The following is an 18,533-nucleotide window of genomic DNA, read 5'->3' as shown; positions in this document are numbered from 1 at the left end:
CTTCACGGCCTTTCCCCGATAGAATATCGGGAAAAGGCCGTGGCATAATACTCTTTTTATTACTGTCTACTTGACAGGGAGATGACCAGATGCGTACTCTTTTTTGGGGTGATTATATTCCATTTTGAACAGATTTCTTTACAATTACCCATGTGTCTTTCTTTTTAACCGTTATAGCTACATTAGTTCCATTAGATTCCTTATAAAAGATATATCCATTGTTTGAGTTTACATATGTAACTGGTTCACCTATGCAATCTCGCGAACAGGATTTGTTGACTAGTTCAATTAAGGATAGTTCACTTGGATCGGTTTTACTGGCTTCTATAACAGCATCAAGGCTTGTTTTTCGATAACCTTGCAAGTTTATATGAAAAAGCTGCTCTATTTCTCCTGTAATGCTAGTGTTCATTACTTCTACTGAATTCTTTTTTTCTTGAAGAAAGCCGTTTTCATAAAGTAATTTTGTATAGCCAATCCATGCTATTAACACTAGCATGAAAAACATACCCGTCATTTTAAGTATTCGAAGTCGTTTGCTTATAATTGTTTCTGAGTATTTCATTCACTCTAATCCTCCAATGTTTTTAATTTAAAATATGCTTGGATACATACTTTTAGAAGAGGATGAAAGTTAATGAGTTTTTAATAAAAAAGAAAACATCCAGGGTTAGATGCTTTCTTTTTTTGGTATTTTTGGCTATCTGTTAGTTACTTGTTTCATAAGTGGTCTTATTTCTTTAACTGGTGGTTTCTTATCATAGGCATCAACGTAAGAAAAGTAGTAGTTTAAGTTTCTTAGAAGACCTTTTCCTATTTTTGCACTTAAGAAAGGAAAGACTTGTCCGGTATAATCATCGAGAGATTTACAGTAATATTTTTCATCTAAATATATACTGTATTTACATGTTAGTTCTACTAAAGGATTCCCTTCATCATCAAATACTTCTTTAGAATCAATAATATCTATTAGTGCAAATTTTTCATTTAAGTAAACTTTCTTTTTTTTCTCGTGTTTATTTGTAAGTATAAAAACGAGACCAATCGCGTTAATCAAACTATTTCCTCCTATAAAAAACGGATATTAATAAAATATATCGATATAAGCTAAATGTAAAGAGGAGAGGTGAAATATCATGGAGAGAAAACTAAATAAGCCGATTGGTGAGAGCTGATAATCAGTGGGGGATGAACAAACCCCTCACTGATTAAAGTTTCACTTTATTGAAAGACTTGCGGGAATTGTTTTACGATTGCGTTTGTTATCATGTCAGCCATTTCTAATGCTTCTTTTTCAATTTTATCGTAAAGTTTTACTCCTGCTTCATAATCTTTATTTAGGAAGGCAAGTGCTTCTGCTTTCGTTAGTGCTAAATGTTCATAAAACATTTTTCTAAATTCTTCTTTATCTATATATGGGTTGATACTGTTAAGAAATTCAATAATTGCGTCACCATTAGCGTACCATTTTTTCTCTATAGCGGCCGCTGCATTTTGATTACCAGCTTTTTCCGCTTTAACAAGATCCGCTGCAATTACTAAGTGATCTTTAATTAATGCACTATATTTTTTTACTGCATCTTTACCGTAAAATGGTTCAAGTGATAGTCCCATATGTGTTGCGTTTTGTAGAAGTCGTCCAACAGTAACGTTAACATCTGGTAAATTAAATACTATACTTATAATAGCCAATCTCGTCCAAGCGACGTGTTGTTCCCATAAAGAACGCATATATCCTTTTAAAAAATTCTCATTTTTACTAATTCGGTAGTTCCGTACGGATAAATCATAGTTTACATAAGGGTTATGGTAGGGGGAGTAATACGATTGCCAATAAGAATACATAAATAGTAACACTCCTTTGAACATGTATAACTCAAAGTATGATGAAGATTTATTTTTAGTTCCGTGTCCTAGATTATTTTTAGGGAATTTGAAATGGAGAAATTCAATGAATGATGTTGTGATATATATGAATAATTTGAATATAAAGTAAAAGAGGGTCTGCAAGGGAAGTTACAGACCCTCAAAAGGGTATTGCCGAGATGTCGGACTCGACTACGTAATGTTATCATAAAATTCTTTTGAAAAAACCTGGTAAATGTGTCCAAATGAAATTGGGACCTTCATACAGTCAAAGGGACCTGCTTCCCGCGGCAGATCCCAATAACTAGATAATGTCGATGAGCAAAAAACTCATCTGGAGTACTTTTATAGTAACAAGTAAAATGTGTTTTGTGTATTGAGAAAGAAGAATTGCATAATTATATACGAACAATTTAACTCCCAACAATTTATGATTATCATTAATTGTTGGGAGTTAAATATGGTTATAAAATGGAGAAAAGACTTGGAAGTGAGATCGAGGTACACAGAAGTATGTAATCATGAAAAAGACCTGCTAATATAAGCAGGTCAACTTAAGGGGTTTATCCAACAGATTATTATATATGTTAACAACTCAATTGTAGTAAGTCTATATGTTTAATATTGAGAAAACTTCTGTGAATAATATATTTTTTGCGCATATATTAACGTTTAAAAAGTTGAGAAAGAAAATTAAAAAGCTTTTTATAAGAGAATAATGGCTGATACTTATAGTATGATTCATATTTCCACGTATCATTATTAGAGAATTGGAGTTGTTTTGTTTTCGTTTTTGCCGTGATGGACCTCATATTACGATGTTTCATATAGTAACCTCCTGAATTTATATGTATATGATTAGTAGTATTCAAGAAAGGGAAATAAAATGAACATTTAAATTGAAACTCTTTCTTCTTGTGTACTGGATTTACGTTATAAATGTTGTAAAACATATAAAATAATGATGCTAATTCATATTAAATAAGTGAAGAAACATAGAATAATGAAAAAACAATAAGCATCTAATCATCCCTTTCAAGTCGCATAAGTGATTGATATAATAGAAGTAGATGAAAGATAAAGAAAAGCAGGTGACTCTTTTTTGTTTACTAAAGCACAAGAACTTTTAGCGTCCTACTTTGGTTATTCTTCGTTTCGAAGAGGACAAGATGAAACAATTAAAAATGTACTAGATGGGAAAGATACGGTTTGTATCATGCCAACGGGTGGCGGTAAGTCGATTTGTTATCAAATTCCGGCATTAATATTTGAAGGAACGACGTTGGTTATATCACCTTTAATATCACTTATGAAGGATCAAGTAGATACATTGGTACAGAATGGCATTTCAGCTACATATATTAATAGTTCTATATCTATTGCAGAAGCAAATCAGCGAATTCAATTAGCGAAACAAGGACATTACAAGTTACTTTATGTGGCGCCTGAGCGTCTTGATTCGATGGAGTTTGTTGACCAACTTATCGATATGAAAATCCCTATGATTGCGATTGATGAAGCACACTGTATTTCACAGTGGGGACATGATTTCCGTCCAAGTTATTTACATATACATCGCATATTAGATTATCTTCCAGAAAAACCGCTCGTATTAGCATTAACAGCAACAGCAACACCGCAAGTACGTGATGATATTTGTAATACACTTGAAATTAATCAAAAAAATACCATTATGACAACGTTTGAGCGTGAGAACTTATCGTTTTCTGTCATTAAAGGGCAAGATCGAAATGCATATTTGGCGGATTATATTCGTCAAAATCAAAAGGAATCTGGGATTATATATGCAGCTACTAGAAAAGTAGTCGATCAGTTATATGAAGATTTGATGAAGGCAGGTGTTTCTGTATCAAAATATCATGCTGGTATGAGTGATAGTGATCGAAATGAGCAACAAGAACTCTTTTTACGAGATGAAGTAAGTGTAATGGTAGCAACATCTGCATTCGGGATGGGTATTGATAAATCGAATATTCGTTACGTAATTCATTATCAGCTTCCAAAAAATATGGAAAGTTACTATCAAGAAGCAGGACGTGCTGGTCGTGACGGATTAGATAGTACATGTATATTGTTATATTCTTCTCAAGATGTACAAGTACAGCGTTTTTTAATTGATCAATCAACTGGAGAATCACGTTTTTCAAATGAACTTGAAAAATTGCAAAATATGACCGATTACTGTCATACAGAACAATGTTTACAATCATTCATTTTGCAATACTTTGGAGAAGAACCGAAAGAAGATTGTGGACGCTGTGGTAATTGTACAGACAATCGCGAGAGCATCGATGTGACAAGAGAATCACAAATGGTTTTATCATGCATGATTAGAACGAACCAACGCTTTGGAAAGCAAATGATAGCGCAAGTATTAACTGGGTCGAAGAATAAGAAAGTTATTGAATTTAATTTTCATACTTTACCAACGTATGGGCTTTTATCGAACCGTAGTGTAAAAGAGGTCAGTGAGTTTATTGAGTTTTTAATTTCAGACGAGTTAATTGCAGTTGAACATGGCACTTATCCGACGTTAAAAGTAACTGAAAAAGGGAAAGAAGTATTACTTGGTAAAGAGAATGTTTTACGAAAAGAACGAGTAGAGACAAGACAAATTGTTCAAGACCATCCTTTATTTGAAGTGCTTCGTGAAGTACGTAAAGAAATTGCACAAGGAGAAGGTGTACCTCCGTTCGTTATTTTCTCTGACCAAACATTAAAAGATATGTGTGTGAAAATGCCGCAAAATGATTCTGAATTGTTGACGGTAAAAGGTATCGGAGAACACAAACTTGTGAAATATGGCTCGCACTTCTTACAAGCAGTTCAGCATTTTATTGAGGGAAATCCAAATTATGCTGAAACGATTAAGACAGAAGTAGTTTCAGAGCGTAAAAAGTCAGGAAAAGCGGCCGCAAATTCTCAGTTAGAAACATATGAAATGTATAAACAAGGTATTGATTTGAATGAGATTGCAAAAGAACGTAACTTATCAAGACAAACAATTGAAAACCATTTAATTCGCTGCTATGAGGATGGAATGGAAGTAGATTGGCAAAGCTTTGTTCCAGCAGAGTATGAATCTGTTATTGAAAATGCCGTTCAAAATGCAGATGGTGGTCTGAAATCTATTAAAGAACAGCTTCCGAATGAAGTGAGTTACTTTATGATTCGTGCTTATTTACAAATAAGAAAGTAGAGACATATAAAGGGGATAAGAATTTATGTATCATGTTTTCGTTTATGGCACGTTAAGAAGAGGACAAACGAATGCTCATTATATGCTAGGTGCAACATGCATCGCAGACAGAGCTTGGACATATGGAAAATTATTTGATACGAACGAAGGATATCCAGCCATGACTTATTCGATTGAAGAACAGGTGTATGGAGAAATTTATGTAGTAAATGATGAGATATTGTGTAAGTTAGATGAACTAGAAGAATATACAGGCAATGCGGAGACTGATTTATATAATCGAATCACGCAAACAGTATATGTTGCTGATAGGGAAATTGAGGCATATGTGTATATCGCTCAGGATAAAAAGATGTTAAAGAAAGTGATAGACTCTGGTGACTGGCTTATGTATCAAAAAATATAATAAGGTAGTTTTAAAAATTGGAAAGCAGATAATGACGAATTCATTATCTGCTTTTTATTGTGTGAATAATTGTCGTTCTCTTTTTATTCTTATAGTTCTTAGTACGATTCCAATTCCGAGAAATAAAACAGTAGCAGCGACCCCGCTAATAGGATTTAACCAAAAATCACTACTGTTTGTAAGAGTAATAATCCCTGTTATTGTAACTAAAACAGTAGGAACAGCATCCTCGATCGCATGCATGATAACACATGGCCAGACGGATTTTGTAAGTCTATATATTTCAACATACATAATTGACCAACAAACCATAAGGATACAGCCAGATAGAAGCATATTTAATCTTGAGATAGATTCAAAATACTCATTTGGTAAAAAGACTAGATAGTAAGCAGCATGCCAAAGTGCCCAAATGAAACCAGAAATAATATAAATGTACCAATCGTTTAGATTTAGTTCAATCAACTTTGGAGTTAAATAACCCCGCCAAGAAAACTCTTCAAAAATGTTTTTAATAAAGTTACCAATAGTAGACATGACTATGAGTGACAATAACGTGGATATATCAAAACTAGAAATATGAGCTATTCCAAAAATGAGCGATATGCTTATCGTTATTACTGTAACAAATGGATAAATAAGTAGTGCAGTGAAATACCATATAAAATTTCCTTTCAAATTTGGCTTGATGCCAAAATCATTCCAATCTCGGCTAATAACTCTAAGTAAAATGCTTACGAGGAAAGGTAATATTAGCCATAATCCCATACCTAAAGTGTTTCCTTCAGGTTGATTTGTTAGAAGAGAATCTAGAAATACCCCAATCCACCCACTGGCCAAAACAGTGAATACAAAAATAAGTAAATATAACTTTAACGGTTTCTTTTTCGCGACATTCATTTGAAGAGCCTCCTTTACTTTTATTTATCCTACTATTTGTGGGCAGTAAAACGCCCATTGATTAAAGTCTTTCATTTTTACAATGTTTTTTAATAGATAAATTAAATAGGAGACAAATAGAAAGTAGTATCTTTTGTATGCATCACTATACTATATGTGTATTTGTGTGATTTAGATGTTGCATATTCTTTTTAAATTAGAAAGATGAAAAGTAAGTTTTTTCGGGAAATTTAAATGGAAACTATTGACTTTATGATTGGGTTTTTAATACAATGATACTTCGACTGAAAAATTAGAACGGACAGGAGGGAATCGTCGAAATGAGCAACATATTTGAAGATGAGTTACAAAAAATGAAGGATACTTTACATACGATGGATGAGCAATTGGATAAGCTTGAAAAAACCCCGGTTTATTATGGAGAAGATTTTAAAGAGCAAATTCTTGAAAGTATGAGGGAGTCTAATAGACAAAACTTACGTATTGGTGTGCAAGAGCCGTACTTTGGAAGGTTAGATTTTCAGGAAGATGGAAAAGAAGAAGTTATGCCGATTTATATCGGAAAAGTAGGGGTTTCGGATATGGACACGATGAAGCCAATCATTATTGATTGGCGAGCGCCTGTCGCAAGTATGTTTTATTCATTTACCGGTGGAGAAGAATTAGCATTTTATCAATCACCAGATGGGTTAGTAGAAGGTGATGTGTATTTAAAACGAAACATTTCCATTCGAAAAAGAGAACTTGAACGTGTTGTTGATACATATGTAAAAGGAAATGATATTATTCGAGCGGAAAGAAATTTACCATTACTTATTCAAGGGGTTGCAGGGAGCGGAAAGACAACAATTGCTTTACATCGCCTTGCTTTTTTAATTTATGAATATCGTGAACAATTAGAAGCAGAAAGAATGATCGTATTTGCGCCGAATAGTCTGTTTTTAGACTATATTTCGAGTGTACTTCCTGAATTAGGTGTAGGAAATATTAGTCAAACAACGTTTCCGGATTGGGCATTACGTACGTTAGATGATTCAGTGAAACTAAAGCAGACAGAAGAAAAATTGAAAGAAGCATTTTCAATTAATCGTGATGAAAAGAAGGTAATGCTAGGTAAATTAAAGGGTACGTTGGAATTTAAGACGTTTATTGAAGAGAGAATGATCCAATTTGAAAATGAGTTAGTTCCGACAAAAGATTTTGAGGCGTGGGATAGAGCGACTATTCCAGTAGAAGATATTAAAAAATGGATGCAAGTTGAATATAAACATTATCCTTTACAGAAAAGAAGAGAACGATTAGTAGGACGAATGAAGCGCTGGATTGAAATTGAACTTAAAAAATTTGGGGAAACAAACGAGAAAAAATTACTTAAAAAAGAAGCGACTAAGAGACTCAACGCATATATGAAGTTTTGGCCGAAAATGAGTGCTCTTTCACTGTATAGTTCAATAGTAAAAAGTAAAGAAATACTTGAGGTATTACCTGAAGAACTTGTTAAAGAAACAGAAAAGAGTTGTCGTAAAAAAGAAGTGTATGTAGAAGATTTACCAGCTTTAATATACATACATCATCGTATAACAGGGATTGAAATCGGGCAGAAGTTTCATCACGTTGTTATTGATGAAGCGCAAGATTTTTCGCCTTTCCAAATTTATGCATTAAAAGAAATTACATTAGGTAATTCTTTCACTATATTAGGTGATTTATCGCAAGCGATTTATGATTACCAAGGAATTGAAGATTGGAATGCTTTTAAGGAAGTATTCCAAGAAACCGGTTATTATGAATTGACAAGAAGTTATCGTTCTACAAAAGAAATTATTGAATTTGCAAATGAAATAATTAAAAATGCAGAAATCCCAGTAGGACTCGCAACACCAGTCTTCCGCAGTGGAGAAGATGTGAAAGTAATTCATGCCGAAAATCAATTTACTGAAATTGTGAAGACGGTAAAACATTTGCAAAATGCAGATGTGAAAACAATTGCAGTAATCGGAAGAACAGAAGATGAATGCCGTGATATATATGTGAAATTAACAAATGCAGGATTAACGGTAAACGTAATTGAAGCAAACCAAAGTAAATATGAAGGTGGTATATCAGTAGTACCTGTCTATTTAGCGAAAGGTTTAGAATTTGATGCGGTGCTTTTAATTGATGTGGATGAGGAACATTACAAAAACACAAAACATGATGCAAAGTTACTATATGTCGGATGTACGAGATCACTTCATGACTTATGGATTTTCCATAGTGGGGAAGCGTCACCTTTAATTAAAGGATTAAAATAAAGTGAAACTATAATCAGTGGGGAGTTTTACTGCAAGCTAATGTGGGATAAATATAAAAAGAGGATTTTCTAGTACTGTATGAAAATCCTCTTTTTTATATTGAAATGGTAGACGTGTAAAATGACAATAAATTTATTTAATTTTCGATATAAGATACTTCACTGTACTTAAAAATATAACAATAAAGTCGTTTAAAAATCTAAACATTATTCAACAATAGCGCCCGATTGTTGAATAATGTTCAATTTCAAACGAATAAAGCCATTAATATTAAATCTTGATAGCCACCATCCAATTTTACACCCTTTGCTTTTCTACCCTCTTCAAAGAAGCCTAGATTCTTATATAACTGGATTGCACTTAGATTATCTTCCATTACCTCAAGACAAACTTTTTCAATCTTACTGTTATTTTTAGCCCAATTGATTAACGTTTCTAGAAGAGCTCTTCCAATACCATAATTTCGATATTCAGGTAGTATGTTCATCGCAAAAGCCCCTTGATGACTGATTTTTTCTTTGTTTCCGTTCTTAAAATCTATTGCACCGACTAACTTACCAGAAACTTCAGCAATAAACTGTACATAATTTGGATTTTCATGATAAGATTTTAACGTTTTTTGAATAACATCGATACGCACCTTTTTTACATCCTCAACCGTACTTAGCATGTATGGAGCGTTTATTAAAGCTTTTGAAGCAGAATCTAGTATTCTTTCTGCATCCTGTTCTTTAGCTTCTCTAATTATTATTGTTTTTCCATCCTTAGATTTATAAGTAAAAACATTAGTTGATAAGATACTACACACACCCTTTCGGAATATAATTAGTTGAATTTTTTAACTATCGTGCAATTATTAAGTAAGAAAAAGTCGTATCACCTTTTTCTGCAATCGCTCTGCTTCAACTTAATGACGATTATTTCAAATATTTTTAATTTTTACAAGGATTTATTCTGTAATATAGCCCGATTGTTGAATAACATGACTAGCGTTTTTTAAACAATTTTATTATGTTTTAAACAACTTTATTATCTCTGTACAAGATGAATTAATGACTTGAGCTGTTGTGTAAATAATATACAATGACCTTTTCTAATTCCTTAGTTTGTTCTTTTTCCCATATACGAACAGCATCTACTAGAGTTTGTGTGTGTTTTAACCAATCTAGAATAAGATGTAGTTGTTCTTGTATTTGCCCAATGTTTTGCTCCTTTATGTTCTTATTCTGAATTCTATCAATTAATTGAAGCATATAGGGAAGTTTTTCTATGCATTCGCTTAAATCTCCGCAATAACCTGAAGGGAATTCATGTGTGCCAAATTCTAAAGTATTGATGTAATTAGAAACTAGGTATATCATAGCTTCTTGTTCGGTATCACCACCTAATTCAATCGCTTTTCGAAGGAATTTTTCTAAATCGTCTTCTCTATTGCTAGAATCCATATAAATTCCTATCCATCTAAAAGGTCTTGAATCAAATGGGTTGTTTTCTGTCCATCTATATAGAATGTCAATTAGAAAACTATTTAGTGAGAAAGTTAAGACCTCATCTTTTTCGTTTAATGCATCTAAAATAGTAAACAGCGAAATGGCAAACTCTTCTTGAACTTTTGATTCCCATTTTTTGCATTTGTAATAAATGTCCCTAAATGTTTAAAAGCTAATTTTCGAAGTCCCGCTTCGCGATGCTGACAGTAACAAATAAAATCATGCCAATGCTCATTTGTATTCATATGTATAATAATAGTTTGTAATGCAGTGAGAGGTTTATCCATTATAAGTCCCCAATCTATTAAGCACGTGTTGAAAATTTAGTGTTATTATATCATTACATAAATTAAAGTGGGAAGAATTTAAGATGGATTTTATTGGTCACGGGATCTAATCGATTGGTAATGTAGCGATTCTAACAGGACCCATTATTGACTTTGAAGATGAAACGAAAAAAGTTATTATGTTTATCTGAATATTGAGGGGACATGTTTATTTAATTTTTAGAAAACATAGACTATTAAATTTGTAAATGGTATAATCTTCTTATTATTGGAAATAAAATCAAAATATTTGAAAATAAAGGATAGGGTTGGTTTTAATGGGGGATTCTGATCACAAAGAAACAAAGGCAATATTAAAGTTATGGTTTATTTATATACCACTTGCATTTGGAGAATTTGTCTTTTCGACTATCATAGGTTATTTAAAAAAAAGATTTTGTATTTGAAAAACAATTAACCTAATTTAATTGTTTTTTTATTTTCCTCTAATAAACCAAACAAAAATAGAGATTTTGAACAAGATGAAGTTTATGAAGGAAATAACGTTGATTAGGTGCTGAAAACGGGAATCATTCAAGCATGGTAATTCACCGTTTTTATAGCTTCCTATAGTGAGATGTTATGTTCACATCATATGTATACGATATTTGTAACTTAATATAGCATTACTGGAACTTCAAAATTAGTAGTTAAGGTTGTTACCTTTTAGAGTGTTATATATAACTTAGCTAAAAAAGCACAAATTATATAATTTGCGCTGTTCATTATCTGTTTTTTGGTAAAAAATTATAGTTTTTGTCACATTAATACTGTACGATACATAGTATAAAACACATACTGTATGACATATAGTAATGGAAATGAGGTGAGTGAATGGATACTTTATTAAACTCGTTAATTACTGAGTTAAGAAGAGGGACATTAACGTTAGCTGTTTTAAGTCAATTAAGAACGCCGCAGTACGGATATTCACTTGTCCAGTTATTGGAGCAATCAGGGGTTACAATTGATCAAAGTACTTTATATCCACTACTTCGCCGATTAGAAAAGCAGGAATTAGTGACGAGTAGTTGGGATAAAACGGAGAGTAGACCTCGTAAGTATTATGTTTTAAGTGATTATGGATTAGAAATATTTTTGCAGTTGAAAAAAGAATGGATAAAGGATTCGAAAGAACTTTATAACTTATTAAAGGAGGAGGAAGAGAATGAATTTAATTGATCTCTATATCCAAGAGGTTGCGAAGAGATTACCTGAAAAAAATCGTGAAGATATTACACTTGAACTAAGGTCAACTATAGATGATATGTTACCTGAAGATTATAATGAGAAAGATGTAAAGAGCGTTCTCGAAAAATTGGGGAGTCCGGTTTCATTGGCTAATGGTTATTTGGATAGACCGATGCATTTAATTGGACCACGTTATTTTGATGTATATACAACGTTGTTAAAAATGATTATACCAATCGCAGCTGTCATTGCACTCATATCAATGGTTGCAGAAAATTTTATAGGCTATAGTGGTGATCAAGCAGTATTAAATGTTATTTTTCAATTGATAGGTAAAGGCATTGGGGAAATTTTTGAAGTGGGCCTCCATGTATTTTTCTGGTTGACAGTTGTGTTTGTTATTTTAGAAAGAACAGATACAGACAAAGGTATCGAACCGTTGACGACAAGTTTAAAAAAATGGACACCAGATGATTTGAAAAACATCTCGTATATTCCAAAGAAAAAAGCAATCTCGAAGTTTGAAGTTTTTGGAGGTTTAATGTGGACAGCAGTTTGGGCTACACTTTACTTTTATGCGAATCATCTTGTTGGCGTATATAACGGTACGGCAAATGGACTGAAGTTTGTCTCGCCAACTTTTAATCAAGAGGTTTTATTGCAGTACTGGCCAATCGTTGTAATTATGATCGTTTTTGAAATATGTATATCCCTTTATAAATTAGTGCAGGGACAATGGACTCAAAGATTGGCGATTGGGAATGCTATTCTTCAAGTAGCTGGGACGATAGTATTCATTGTAATTGTAGTAAATCCACATGTATTTAACGCAGGGTTTATTACGTATTTGGCAAATGCATTTACTATTTCCCTAGAGGGATTTAAAACGTGGTTAGTTGGCGGTGGAATTGTAATTTACACATTATCTGCTGCAATAAATATATTTGACGGTTTCCGAAAAGCTAGTATTCGTATGTAGATAAAAATCGGAAATTTCGATAAAATAAAACTATTAAAAAGATAGTGGATATAAGATGAACATGATGAAAGGAAGAAAACAATGATAAGGGTAGCAACGAAAAAAGATTTAGCATACATTTTAGATATTTATAACGATGCGATACTTTATACAACAGCTGTATATGCGTATAAACCTGTAACCCTTGAAAATAGAATAGATTGGTATGAACAAAAAAAGGCTGAAGGGTATCCAATTTTCGTATATGAATTAGATAATAAAGTAGTAGGATTTGCGACATTCGGCCCATTTAGAACGTGGCCTGCTTATAAATATTCAGTTGAACATTCTGTGTATGTAGATAAGGCATATAGAAAAAATGGCATTGGGTCTTCATTAATGAAGGAATTAATCAAAATTGCAAAGGAAAGAGAGTATATGACCTTAATTGCTGGAATTGATGCAGAGAATGAGAAAAGTATTGCCTTGCATCAAAACTATGGATTTGTTCATGCAGGAACAATAAAAAAATCTGGTTATAAGTTTAATAAATGGCTAGATTTAGCTTTTTATCAGCTGGAACTTAACGGTCCTGAAAATCCTATAGAAGAATAAATATTTTTCGGTAGCAAGAAAAAATTCATGCTACCTTTTTCTTATTTTAATAGCTAATGAAAAGGTTTTTTACATTCAATGTTGAAATATTAGAAGTTAATATAACGATGTAAAAAGAGGGATAGAAATGGAAACTGTTATAAATAAAATAAAAGAGGTACAATCTAATTATGTGGGAATGGCAATTTATTCTACAAAAAATAATCGTATAGTTGCTTCGTATAATAGTGAATTAAATATTCCGTTAGCATCAGCAGCAAAATTAGTCATTGGATTTGTAGTAACGCAAATGGTGAAGGAAAATAAACATAATTGGAATGATATACTTCATTACATTAAATTTAATCCACATGAAGATAGTGCGCAGTTATATCCGCATTTACAAGGAAGAACTTCTTTAACACTTAGTGAAGCGGTAGAGGTAATGATTGCTTGTCATGATAGTTACGTTGCACAGTCAGTTGTAATGCACTGTGGTGGATGGGATGCTGTGAAAATGTACGCACAAACGTACTTTTCAAAAATTCATATACAAGAGAATGCTAGAGATGAGAAAAATGTTGGAGAATTAAGTGAAGTTCTTGCCCTTTTCATACAAACCTTTCAAGGTTATAAATCAGAACCAGAATTATGGGAACCAATTATTAGCGGCATGGTAAGACAGCAAGGAGAGTATGAAGAAATTCCATATTATCATATAGCTCATATGACAGGTGGATTACTCACAGCTACAATAAATATTGGTATTATAGGAATGTTTAACGAATTTCCACTTCTTTATGTGATTGGGGGAAAAGATTTACCGAATCGCCGTGAAAATAAAGAGGTAGATGAAGCTTTTGCAGTAGTTTTAAAGTACATATACAAAGAATATAGTGAAAGCATGCTAGGAGTGAGCGATTGAAAAGAAACTTAAAGACTTCAACAATCATTATTTTAATTTTAACGATTATTGCTCTTGAAGTTGGAATCGCACTATATGATCACAATTTGTCATTAGATACAATTTACTTTGCAGCAATTCTTATTTGTATTGTATTGCTTTTTGGCACACGTGTTTCTGAAGAGAAAGAAAGTACATCGAAACGAGGACGAAGAAAAATAGCTGTTATATTTTGGCTATCTATTTCATTGTCTATCGCTTGTTTTGCAGTTATAAGTTACATAAGGGTAGGCTATGTCTCTGTACCAGGGATAATTGGCTTTTCATGCTTTGTTATATATGGTGGATTCGTTTTGATTAGTATTTTAAAGGGGAAAAATAAAATGTAGCTTACTAAGTTGAAAGGAAGCAATGTATATGAAACATATAGAGAACGGTACACGTATTGAAGGAGAATACATTAAAAATAAAGTCATTCAATATAATATGTCCATCTTAACAGATGAAGTAAAACAGCCGATGGAAGAAGTAAGTCTCGTAGTAAAAAATGAAGAAGGAAAAATATTTGGTGGTGTAACAGGTACGATGTATTTTTATCATCTTCATATCGACTTTTTATGGGTTGATAAATCAGCTCGTCATGACGGTTGGGGGAGCCAACTTTTACATAAAATTGAAGAAATTGCGAAGGAAAAAGGGTGCAGATTAATATTGCTAGATTCATTTAGTTTTCAAGCGCCAGAATTTTATAAAAAGCATGGTTACCGAGAGTATGGTATCGTTGAAGATCATCCGAAAGGTCATAGTCAGCACTTTTTTGAAAAGAGATTATAATAATATTATGTATACTGATTGATGGGAGAAAGCATATGTACACGTATAAATTGCAACAAGAACAACCAATCTGTGCAGAAAAAATAAAGAAGCTTTATGATTCTGTCGGTTGGTGGCCAGAAAGAAAAGAAGTCGATATTGAAAAAATGTTAAAGAATAGCATAGCCATTGGAGTATGGGAAGAAAATGAATTAGTTGGATTTGCTAGAGTCGTTTCTGATGGTGTTTTTCGAGCATACATTGAAGATGTTGTCGTACATGAGAATGTAAGAAATAAAGGTATTGGAGAGAAAATGCTTACAATATTACTTCGAGAAATATCTCATATTGATATTGTTAGTCTATTTTGCGGAGAGAAGCTAATAAAGTTTTACGGTGAGCAGCAATTTCAAGCAACGAAGCAAATTGTGATGCATCGTAATCAAACAGGGAAAGAATAAGAGGTGCCAATTAAAATGAATGCAACAAGAGCGTACTGTTTATCGAAAAGAAAAGCGACAGAAGATTCTCCAGATGGATGGAGTGCAACATGTATGAGGCTTAATAATAAAATATTTGCGATAGTAAATCATGAAGAAGGTGAAAAGGCTGCGATTACATTGAAGTGTGATCCAGAAGTCGCATTAAGAATAAGAGAAGATTATCCAGAAACAATTATTCCAGGGTATCATATGAATAAAAAACATTGGAATACCGTTTATATTCATAAGGGTATAGAGCAGGAGCAAATTAATAAAATGATTGATTGGTCGTATGATTTAGTACTACAATCATTTTCAAAGAAAAAGCAGCAGGAGTTAATGGATTAATATGTATTAGGAGTGTGTGTAATGAAAGATTCGATTAAAGATACGTATGATAAATTAGCGAGTACATATAAAGAAAATCTAGATTTCGCAAATCCATATAACAGTTATTATGAAAGACCGGCGATGATGGAGCTTATTCCAAAGGAACTAGAAGGAAAAAAGATATTAGATGCTGGATGTGCAGCTGGATGGTATACTTCTCAATTCATAGGAAGAGGAGCAAATGTTACAGCAATTGATGTAAGTCCTGAAATGGTAAAAGCAGCAAAAGAAAATATAGGAAAAGAAGCGACGTTCCTTTGTCATGATCTGCAAGAAACATTGCCATTTGAAGATAATACGTATGATGTGATTGTAAGTTCATTAACTCTTCATTATATAGAAAATTGGAATCAAGTATTTCAAGAATTTCGTCGTGTATTGAAGCCAGGTGGAGAACTTATATATTCTATTCATCATCCTTTTATGGATTTCACAAAGTTTCCATGTGAAAATTATTTTGAAAAACAGTTATTAATAGATACTTGGGTTAAACCGAATATTACTATTGAAGTCAAGTTTTTTAGAAGATCATTACAAGACATACTAAATGAAACTACAAATTATTTTGTATTAGAAGAGATAGTGGAACCGAAGGCAATTGAAAAAATGAAAGAAGTAAGCGAAAAATCATATCATTATTTAAATATGAATCCACATTTTCTTATCATAAAAGCAATCAATAAATAGCTAGTAAAATAACTTTGTTTTACTAGCTATTTACAGTTTTACATTACATATTAGGAGACTTTAAAATGAATACGAAACGAAATAGAGTAGTATATGCACTATTTACTATAGTTGTTATTATTTTAGGTCTTAGCTCAAGAAAGTTTGCTTTTGCACTACCACATCTATTAAATGATTATTTAGGTGATGCATTATGGACATTAATGATTTTCACTGGCTTTGGATTTTTGTTTCCTAAAACAGAGACGAAGAAGTTGGCTTTTATTAGTTTAATGTTTTGCTACGGGATTGAAGCGAGCCAATTGTATCATGCGGAATGGATAGATAGCATTCGTGGAACGACTTTGGGCGGACTCGTGTTGGGATACGGTTTTTTGTGGAGTGATTTAGTGGCTTATACAATTGGTGTTGGAGTGGGAATACTGTGTGAGGTTATTTTTCGGAAGAAATAAGAATTGTAAAAGGGGTATTGTAAATGGAACAAGCACTGGAAATTGCAAAGTTTTGGTTTCGAAATGAACATGTCACAGCTACTGTAATGCAACCAAAAGTAGCGAAGGTTTTATGCAAGAATAAAGAGTACATTTTAAAGAGAACGGGATCGATAAAGCAACTTCTAGTTGAATTCGATGTTTTGAAGCAACTGTATGAAAAGGGAATTAAAGTACAGAGAGTAGTAAAGACAGAAAATGATGAACAATATGTATTATATAAAGAAAAATATTATTGCTTATATGAGTATGTTGCCGGAAGTGTTTTAGAAATAAAAGATACGAATAAGCTGGAAAGGCTAGCAAGTACAATTGGAGAAGAAATAGCTAATCTGCACAAAGCATTACATTCGGTGAATAGTGACCATGAGTTAATAAAAAGAGATTTATATAAGATGGTATTTGAATGGGCTATACCGATTTTAGAAAAGAATGAGCATGTTCATCGAGAGGTAATTCAAAAGATGGAGCGAATGCACGCAGCTTTCAAGGAAACGGTCCATCCATTACCGAGACAAATTATTCATCGTGATATGCATCTATCAAATGTAATCTTTAAAGATGATAAACTGGAAGGGTTTATAGATTTTGAGATTTTAGAAAATAATGTAAAAATATTTGATTTATGTTATTGCTGTACAAGTATATTAAGCGAGCTATTTAGTGATGAAAAATTAAGAGGGAAATGGTTACATATCGTTAGCAAAGTCTTTGAAGGTTATTATAAACAAAATGATTTAACGAAAGAAGAACTAAAAGCCATTTGGTATGTTATGCTTTCAATTCAAATTATCTTTATTGCTTATTTTGTCCAGTTACCAGATTTATTAAAGTTAAATGAAGAAATGTTCTTCTGGATTTTTGCTAATAAGGAAGCTATTGAAGAAGTTATAGAAGGTATCGTAAAGGTATGAAAAAAATAATATTAATTGGTTCTGGTGGTTCAGGAAAATCTACATTAGCAAGGCAGTTAGGAAATAAATTAAATATTAAGGTGCATCATCTTGATGCATTATTTTGGAAACCGAATTGGGAAGGTGTTCCGAGAGAAGAACAAATAGCAGTTCAAAATAACTTAATTAAAGATGAGAAGTGGATTATTGATGGGAATTATGGCGGGACGATGGATATCAGACTGAATGCAGCTGATACAATTATCTTCCTTGATATTCATAGAACAATTTGTATTTATCGTGCGTTTAAAAGAATTGTAAAATACCGGAATAAAAAAAGACCAGATATGGGCGCGGGATGTGAAGAAAGATTTGATTTGCAATTTTTTAAATGGATATGGAAATATCCTAATGCTAAACGACCTACAATTTTAAAAGGGTTAGAGCAATTGTCCGAAGAGAAAAAGGTTATTGTTTTAAAATCTCCAAATGAGGTTCGGAAATTTTTAGAGCACATATAATAATAGAATGTGACACAACAATTCTTTTTGAATCTTACCGATTAGTTTAATTAAACTAATCGTTTTTTATTATGGAAAATTTAACGCTTTTGAAAATTGTATTTTGT

At 32.4% G+C, this 18,533-nt stretch carries 21 protein-coding genes and 1 pseudogene; 15 read left to right on the top strand and 7 right to left on the bottom strand.

What is annotated here, in order from left to right; genetic code table 11:
* Positions 1-112 precede the first annotated feature (112 nt).
* From MR169_RS22525 to MR169_RS22510, 4 genes are all read right to left on the bottom strand, one after another.
* Positions 113-565 (bottom strand): hypothetical protein, encoded by a 453-nt coding sequence (locus MR169_RS22525; protein ID WP_000877574.1) that lies wholly within the window; start codon positions 563-565, stop codon positions 113-115.
* A gap of 135 nt (positions 566-700) precedes the next feature.
* The gene (locus MR169_RS22520) at positions 701-1,057 is read right to left on the bottom strand and encodes a hypothetical protein (RefSeq protein ID WP_000606231.1); all 357 of its coding nucleotides are present in this window, start codon (positions 1,055-1,057) and stop codon (positions 701-703) included.
* 164 nt (positions 1,058-1,221) lie between these two features.
* The gene (locus MR169_RS22515) at positions 1,222-1,845 is read right to left on the bottom strand and encodes an acetylglutamate kinase (protein WP_242320057.1); all 624 of its coding nucleotides are present in this window, start codon (positions 1,843-1,845) and stop codon (positions 1,222-1,224) included.
* 686 nt (positions 1,846-2,531) lie between these two features.
* A complete protein-coding gene (locus tag MR169_RS22510) occupies positions 2,532-2,693 on the bottom strand; it encodes a hypothetical protein (protein ID WP_170955191.1) in 162 nt (53 codons plus the stop codon).
* Between the two features lie 275 nt (positions 2,694-2,968).
* On the opposite strand from MR169_RS22510, the gene recQ reads away from it, so the two are divergent.
* Together recQ and MR169_RS22500 are read left to right on the top strand one after the other, a co-directional pair.
* Positions 2,969-5,086 carry a DNA helicase RecQ gene (gene recQ / locus MR169_RS22505; protein WP_242320056.1) on the top strand — a complete coding sequence of 706 codons (2,118 nt, stop codon included), beginning with the start codon at positions 2,969-2,971 and terminating at the stop codon, positions 5,084-5,086.
* 25 nt (positions 5,087-5,111) lie between these two features.
* Positions 5,112-5,492: a gamma-glutamylcyclotransferase family protein gene (locus tag MR169_RS22500; RefSeq protein ID WP_000274905.1), complete on the top strand. Its 381-nt coding sequence runs from the start codon at positions 5,112-5,114 to the stop codon at positions 5,490-5,492.
* 54 nt (positions 5,493-5,546) lie between these two features.
* Here MR169_RS22500 and MR169_RS22495 read toward each other — a convergent pair whose 3' ends face one another.
* Positions 5,547-6,392 carry a CPBP family glutamic-type intramembrane protease gene (locus MR169_RS22495; protein WP_016118060.1) on the bottom strand — a complete coding sequence of 282 codons (846 nt, stop codon included), beginning with the start codon at positions 6,390-6,392 and terminating at the stop codon, positions 5,547-5,549.
* Positions 6,393-6,712: 320 nt separating this feature from the next.
* Here MR169_RS22495 and MR169_RS22490 point away from each other — a divergent pair, with 320 nt between their 5' ends.
* On the top strand, positions 6,713-8,686 hold the full coding sequence (locus MR169_RS22490; RefSeq protein ID WP_242320055.1) for a HelD family protein: 1,974 nt from the start codon (positions 6,713-6,715) through the stop codon (positions 8,684-8,686).
* 247 nt (positions 8,687-8,933) lie between these two features.
* On the opposite strand, the gene MR169_RS22485 is transcribed toward MR169_RS22490, so the two are convergent.
* Positions 8,934-9,494: a GNAT family N-acetyltransferase gene (locus MR169_RS22485; RefSeq protein ID WP_170964354.1), complete on the bottom strand. Its 561-nt coding sequence runs from the start codon at positions 9,492-9,494 to the stop codon at positions 8,934-8,936.
* A 241-nt stretch (positions 9,495-9,735) separates the two neighbouring features.
* Positions 9,736-10,463: pseudogene (locus MR169_RS22480) on the bottom strand (hypothetical protein).
* A gap of 873 nt (positions 10,464-11,336) precedes the next feature.
* Between MR169_RS22480 and MR169_RS22475 the strand changes: the two are divergent.
* The 12 genes from MR169_RS22475 (at position 11,337) to MR169_RS22420 (ending at position 18,426) form a co-directional block, all read left to right on the top strand.
* Positions 11,337-11,684, top strand: a complete 348-nt coding sequence (locus MR169_RS22475; RefSeq protein WP_000380301.1) for a PadR family transcriptional regulator — start codon at positions 11,337-11,339, stop codon at positions 11,682-11,684.
* Entirely contained in the window at positions 11,671-12,672 is a 1,002-nt protein-coding gene (locus MR169_RS22470) for an HAAS signaling domain-containing protein (RefSeq protein ID WP_065845367.1), read from the top strand. Before MR169_RS22475 ends, MR169_RS22470 begins: the two co-directional genes overlap by 14 nt.
* Before the next feature lie 81 nt (positions 12,673-12,753).
* Complete coding sequence (locus tag MR169_RS22465) at positions 12,754-13,266, top strand: GNAT family N-acetyltransferase (protein ID WP_137074719.1); 513 nt, start codon at positions 12,754-12,756, stop codon at positions 13,264-13,266.
* 127 nt (positions 13,267-13,393) lie between these two features.
* Positions 13,394-14,170 (top strand): serine hydrolase, encoded by a 777-nt coding sequence (locus MR169_RS22460; RefSeq protein WP_000450750.1) that lies wholly within the window; start codon positions 13,394-13,396, stop codon positions 14,168-14,170.
* Positions 14,167-14,538, top strand: coding sequence for a hypothetical protein (locus MR169_RS22455; protein WP_137074720.1), 372 nt, complete (start codon positions 14,167-14,169; stop codon positions 14,536-14,538). The genes MR169_RS22460 and MR169_RS22455 overlap by 4 nt, the downstream gene beginning before the upstream one ends.
* 28 nt (positions 14,539-14,566) lie before the next feature.
* Positions 14,567-14,983: a GNAT family N-acetyltransferase gene (locus MR169_RS22450; protein WP_000680411.1), complete on the top strand. Its 417-nt coding sequence runs from the start codon at positions 14,567-14,569 to the stop codon at positions 14,981-14,983.
* Between the two features lie 35 nt (positions 14,984-15,018).
* Positions 15,019-15,423 carry a GNAT family N-acetyltransferase gene (locus MR169_RS22445; RefSeq protein WP_000288969.1) on the top strand — a complete coding sequence of 135 codons (405 nt, stop codon included), beginning with the start codon at positions 15,019-15,021 and terminating at the stop codon, positions 15,421-15,423.
* Between the two features lie 15 nt (positions 15,424-15,438).
* Positions 15,439-15,792 carry an MmcQ/YjbR family DNA-binding protein gene (locus MR169_RS22440; RefSeq protein ID WP_000994622.1) on the top strand — a complete coding sequence of 118 codons (354 nt, stop codon included), beginning with the start codon at positions 15,439-15,441 and terminating at the stop codon, positions 15,790-15,792.
* A gap of 21 nt (positions 15,793-15,813) precedes the next feature.
* Positions 15,814-16,521, top strand: a complete 708-nt coding sequence (locus MR169_RS22435; RefSeq protein ID WP_044797634.1) for a class I SAM-dependent methyltransferase — start codon at positions 15,814-15,816, stop codon at positions 16,519-16,521.
* Between the two features lie 65 nt (positions 16,522-16,586).
* Positions 16,587-16,973: a ribosomal maturation YjgA family protein gene (locus tag MR169_RS22430; RefSeq protein ID WP_242320054.1), complete on the top strand. Its 387-nt coding sequence runs from the start codon at positions 16,587-16,589 to the stop codon at positions 16,971-16,973.
* 23 nt (positions 16,974-16,996) lie between these two features.
* Entirely contained in the window at positions 16,997-17,926 is a 930-nt protein-coding gene (locus MR169_RS22425; RefSeq protein WP_242320053.1) for a phosphotransferase enzyme family protein, read from the top strand.
* Positions 17,923-18,426: a DNA topology modulation protein gene (locus MR169_RS22420; RefSeq protein WP_000720551.1), complete on the top strand. Its 504-nt coding sequence runs from the start codon at positions 17,923-17,925 to the stop codon at positions 18,424-18,426. The genes MR169_RS22425 and MR169_RS22420 overlap by 4 nt, the downstream gene beginning before the upstream one ends.
* Positions 18,427-18,533: the final 107 nt, after the last annotated feature.

Source organism: Bacillus cereus group sp. BfR-BA-01349, assembly GCF_022663795.1.
Lineage (GTDB): Bacteria > Bacillota > Bacilli > Bacillales > Bacillaceae_G > Bacillus_A > Bacillus_A cereus.
Note: the sequence above shows the minus strand (reverse complement) of the source record. Positions and strands in the feature narration are given on the sequence as shown.

Coding starts and splice junctions, on each gene's coding strand:
- MR169_RS22440 (WP_000994622.1), top strand. CDS start 15,439: ATGAATGCAACAAGAGCGTACTGTTTATCGAAAAGAAAAGCGACAGAA.
- MR169_RS22525 (WP_000877574.1), bottom strand. CDS start 565: ATGAAATACTCAGAAACAATTATAAGCAAACGACTTCGAATACTTAAA.
- MR169_RS22450 (WP_000680411.1), top strand. CDS start 14,567: ATGAAACATATAGAGAACGGTACACGTATTGAAGGAGAATACATTAAA.
- MR169_RS22420 (WP_000720551.1), top strand. CDS start 17,923: ATGAAAAAAATAATATTAATTGGTTCTGGTGGTTCAGGAAAATCTACA.
- MR169_RS22510 (WP_170955191.1), bottom strand. CDS start 2,693: ATGAAACATCGTAATATGAGGTCCATCACGGCAAAAACGAAAACAAAA.
- MR169_RS22490 (WP_242320055.1), top strand. CDS start 6,713: ATGAGCAACATATTTGAAGATGAGTTACAAAAAATGAAGGATACTTTA.
- MR169_RS22500 (WP_000274905.1), top strand. CDS start 5,112: ATGTATCATGTTTTCGTTTATGGCACGTTAAGAAGAGGACAAACGAAT.
- MR169_RS22475 (WP_000380301.1), top strand. CDS start 11,337: ATGGATACTTTATTAAACTCGTTAATTACTGAGTTAAGAAGAGGGACA.
- MR169_RS22470 (WP_065845367.1), top strand. CDS start 11,671: ATGAATTTAATTGATCTCTATATCCAAGAGGTTGCGAAGAGATTACCT.
- MR169_RS22445 (WP_000288969.1), top strand. CDS start 15,019: ATGTACACGTATAAATTGCAACAAGAACAACCAATCTGTGCAGAAAAA.
- MR169_RS22465 (WP_137074719.1), top strand. CDS start 12,754: ATGATAAGGGTAGCAACGAAAAAAGATTTAGCATACATTTTAGATATT.
- MR169_RS22430 (WP_242320054.1), top strand. CDS start 16,587: ATGAATACGAAACGAAATAGAGTAGTATATGCACTATTTACTATAGTT.
- MR169_RS22515 (WP_242320057.1), bottom strand. CDS start 1,845: ATGTATTCTTATTGGCAATCGTATTACTCCCCCTACCATAACCCTTAT.
- MR169_RS22435 (WP_044797634.1), top strand. CDS start 15,814: ATGAAAGATTCGATTAAAGATACGTATGATAAATTAGCGAGTACATAT.
- MR169_RS22425 (WP_242320053.1), top strand. CDS start 16,997: ATGGAACAAGCACTGGAAATTGCAAAGTTTTGGTTTCGAAATGAACAT.
- MR169_RS22460 (WP_000450750.1), top strand. CDS start 13,394: ATGGAAACTGTTATAAATAAAATAAAAGAGGTACAATCTAATTATGTG.
- MR169_RS22495 (WP_016118060.1), bottom strand. CDS start 6,392: ATGAATGTCGCGAAAAAGAAACCGTTAAAGTTATATTTACTTATTTTT.